The sequence below is a fragment of the Mycobacterium sp. TH-M11 genome, from assembly GCF_057473725.1.
In genome coordinates this window covers 1-3,714 of the sequence record NZ_JBYCLD010000191.1, presented here as the reverse complement: position 1 = coordinate 3,714, position 3,714 = coordinate 1, and the positions used below count along the sequence as shown (strand labels likewise).

At 67.5% G+C, this 3,714-nt stretch carries 3 protein-coding genes; 1 reads left to right on the top strand and 2 read right to left on the bottom strand.

Features of this window, described 5'->3' with window-relative positions:
- A partial coding sequence (locus AC2VOG_RS08420) for a L,D-transpeptidase family protein (protein ID WP_486939457.1) occupies positions 1-614 on the bottom strand: 614 nt, incomplete at its 3' end.
- A 161-nt stretch (positions 615-775) separates the two neighbouring features.
- Between AC2VOG_RS08420 and AC2VOG_RS08415 the strand changes: the two genes are divergently transcribed.
- A complete protein-coding gene (locus tag AC2VOG_RS08415; protein WP_486939456.1) occupies positions 776-3,235 on the top strand; it encodes an ATP-binding cassette domain-containing protein in 2,460 nt (819 codons plus the stop codon).
- 35 nt (positions 3,236-3,270) lie between these two features.
- On the opposite strand, the gene AC2VOG_RS08410 is transcribed toward AC2VOG_RS08415, so the two are convergent.
- Entirely contained in the window at positions 3,271-3,597 is a 327-nt protein-coding gene (locus tag AC2VOG_RS08410) for a GerW family sporulation protein (RefSeq protein ID WP_486939458.1), read from the bottom strand.
- Between the last annotated feature and the right edge of the window lie 117 nt (positions 3,598-3,714).

Below are 3,714 nucleotides of genomic sequence, written 5' to 3'. Positions count from 1 at the left end.
ATGACCTGCACCAGCTTGGCGTCGTCGATCGCGACGCATCCTTCAGTCGGGCGACCGTCGGTGGTGTGGAAGAAGAATGCCGCGCCCTTGCCAGGCTGACGGTCGGGGTTGACGCCCATCACCACCGCGTGCCGGTACTGCGGGATCTGGAGATTTTCACTGGCGTTGGTGTCGAACGGGCATTGCGCCTTCTGGCAGACCTGCATGGTGTTGAACGTGGCGCTGCCGTCGTCGCCGTTCCACCAGTGATTCGACCCAACCTGGACGTATTTGAGACCTCCACCCGGGTTCGGCGCGGTCCCAAACGCGAACGGCAGGGTGAATACCCCCATCGGCGTTGCGGGATAACCGCTCTTCGCTTGGGCCGCAAGCCCTGCCGATCCGATATGGGTGGGGATACCGGCCTCGACCGGTTGCCACCCCGCAGCGTTTCGTTGGTAGATGTCCATTTTCGCGTTCGACCCGCCGGTGCCGACAACCGAGATCACCTGCGCGGCGTTGCCCACCGACGGAGCAAACCAGGGTGCGCCGACTGCACCCCCCTTCGGAGCTGTCGCCATGGGTACAACCGCTGTACACACCACGGCGCTCAGTAGAACCAGCAGTCGGCGCACTGTCTTATGGTCAGCGCAGTTCGACCGACCGGTCAAGTCAAGGTTTAGCGTCGATCGTGTCACCGCCAAGCGGCGACGTGCTGCTCGTCTCCTGCGGTCGCTGGTACACAGATATGTTCGTAGGCGTTGCCCACCAGGTCCCCGGGTATAGAAAGCTATAGATGTCACCGACAGACCGCAACCATCCGCCCGCCGACGACGGCCGCACGACCAGGCTCGTCGCGGCCGGCGGCGTCGGCGTGCCGCCGCTGACCGTCTGGCTCGGGTCGGCGATGTACACCTTCCCGCACGACCGCGACGTCGTCGTGGGCCGCGACCGCGAATGCGACATCTGCTTTCAGGACATCAACCCCGAGGACCTGACACTGATATCGCGGGTGCACGCGATACTGCGGTTCGACGGTCGCCAATGGGTGGCGGTGGACAAGAGCCAAAACGGGATCTTTATCAACGGTGCGCGCGCCGATGTGATCCCGATCCGCGACCGGGTGAGCGTCGCGCTGGGCAGCCCACACGGCCCCGAGTTGAGGTTCCGGGTCACGACCCCGGCGTCGCCGTCACAGCAGCGTGAGAGCACCGCGACGGCGATGTTTCGGCCGGCGGGCCCACCACCGACACCGCCGACACCGCCACCAACCCACGTTCTGTCCCGGCCGTCACAACGACCTGCACCGCCACCGCGGCCGAGGCATCCGGCCCCGGTCCGCGCCCAGGGCCCGGCAACAATTGGCCGCGCTAAAACCAACAGCATCGTCGTGGAGGACGCGCTGGCGTCGCGCGTCCACGCGGTGCTTCAGTTGACCCCGGCCGGACTGGAGATCCGCGACAACAACAGCAGTAACGGCACTTTCGTCAACGGCGCCCTGATCACCAGCGCGAGGCTGCGTGACGGCGACGTCGTCACGATCGGCAACACCGACCTACTCGCGACCGGCAACACCCTGGTTCCCCAGCCCGCGGCAGAGCGCACCAGCGGCCTGACCGCGCACGCGTTGGCGTTGACGATCGACGGCCACCATCTGCTGCAGGACGTGTCGTTCACCGCCAAGCCCGGGACGCTTACCGCAGTGATCGGGCCGTCCGGGGCCGGGAAATCCACGTTGGTCAAGCTGATCGGCGGCGTGCTGCCACCCAGCGCGGGCCTGGTGGCGTTCGACGGACGCGACGTCCACGCCGAGTACGCGTCGATGCGCTCGCGGATCGGGATGGTGCCCCAGGACGACGTGGTACACCGTCAACTCACCGTCGCGCAGGCCCTGAACTTCGCGGCCGAACTGCGGCTGCCGCCGGACACCAATGCCGCCGATCGTCGCGCTGTCGTCGAGCGGGTGCTCGACGAGCTGGAGTTGACGCCGCACAAAGACACCCGGGTCGACAAGCTGTCCGGCGGTCAGCGCAAGCGCGCGTCGGTGGCGATGGAACTGCTGACCGGCCCGTCGCTGCTGATCCTGGATGAGCCGACGTCGGGTCTCGATCCGGCGCTGGACCGACAGGTGATGACGATGCTGCGGCGTCTCGCCGACGCCGGCCGGGTGGTCATCGTCGTCACGCACTCGCTGACCTACGTCGGCATGTGCGACCAGATCCTGTTACTCGCGCCGGGCGGCAAGACCGCGTTCGCCGACCCGCCCGCCCAGGTTGGCCCGCTGATGGGCAGCACCGATTGGGCCGACATCTTCGCGCGCGTCAGCACCGACCCCGACGGCGCACATGCGGCTTACCTGGCTCGTCACCCGGCGGCCTCGCCGCGACCGGCACCGAGCACCGTCGCGGCACCGCTGGGGCAGCCGCCCCGAACCAGCTCGTGGCGGCAGGTGCTGACGCTGGTTCGCCGCCAGGTCCGGCTGATCACGTCGGATCGCGGATATTCCGCGTTCTTGGCGGTGCTGCCGTTCGTTCTCGGTGTGCTCTCGCTGGCGGTGCCCGGCAATTCCGGGTTCGGGCCGGCCGGCACGACCGAGGAGCCGTTCGACATTCTCGTCCTGCTCAACATCGGCGCGGTCTTCCTGGGCACGGCGCTCACCGTCCGCGACCTGGTCGGCGAACGGCTGATCTACCAACGGGAGCGGGCCGTCGGTCTGTCGGCTTCGGCCTATCTGGTTGCCAAGGTGATCGTCTACAGCGTCGCTGCGCTGATCGGTACCGGGGTGATGGTCCTCATCACGATGATCGGCAAGGGCGCTCCCGCGCACGGCGGCGCGCTGCTGGGACCTGGGGCGCCGCCGGGCGTGCTGGAGCTGTACCTGGGACTGGCGTTGACGGCCATCACCTCGGCGATGGTGGGTTTGACGCTCTCGTCGCTGGCCCGCTCAACCGAGCAGGTGTTGCCGATGCTGGTGGTGACGATCATGATTTCGATGGTCCTGGCCGGTGGTCTGATTCCGGTGACCGGACGGCTGGTTCTGGACCAGCTGTCCTGGTTCGTGCCCGCGCGTTGGGGGTTCGCGGCCGCGGCGTCGACAGTCGACCTGAACAGCGTCGAGGCCGAGCTGCCTGTCGATCGGCTGTGGCGACATACGGCCGGGGCGTGGCTAGAAGACGTCGGCATGCTGGCGGCGCTGGCCGTCGTCCTGGCCGGCGTCGTCCGCTACCGGCTGCGGCTGGGCAAGCGGTCTGGCTGAATTGCGGTGACAGCCCGGTCGGCGGTCGGCGTCTCTTACCGCCGTTGGTGACGCGCCCAGGCCGCTGACGTCGCCGACAGGTCCGGCCAGGGCGGACGGCGCAGCACGGCCAGACTCCCCAGTACCGCCGCGATCAACCCGGTGATGACACCGATCAGCGCGATCCGATTCGCGTCGATGGCGGCTACCCACTGAGTCGTCCCGCCCTGGACGACGAATACGCCGACCGGGGTTGCCGATCCGGCGTGAACCTTGGAAACCGGGATCACCGTCGCGCCATCGGCCGTCTGGTAGGGCTCGCCGTAGACGTGAGAGCGATTACCGTTCGTGGGGAATTGCTCCAGCGAATTGGGTATTTGCATGGGGCCTGCACCTCCTGTGAATTCTTCCGCCAGTCTGGTCGCCGCGGCGCGCAGCGTCGAATGGGCGTCGTCGACCGCCTCGCTTTCTACGATGGTCCGGTGGACGATCACGCTTTC

Excerpts from the sequence above, each read along its gene's own strand:
- AC2VOG_RS08415 (WP_486939456.1), top strand. The coding sequence starts at position 776 with ATGTCACCGACAGACCGCAACCATCCGCCCGCCGACGACGGCCGCACG.
- AC2VOG_RS08410 (WP_486939458.1), bottom strand. The coding sequence starts at position 3,597 with ATGCAAATACCCAATTCGCTGGAGCAATTCCCCACGAACGGTAATCGC.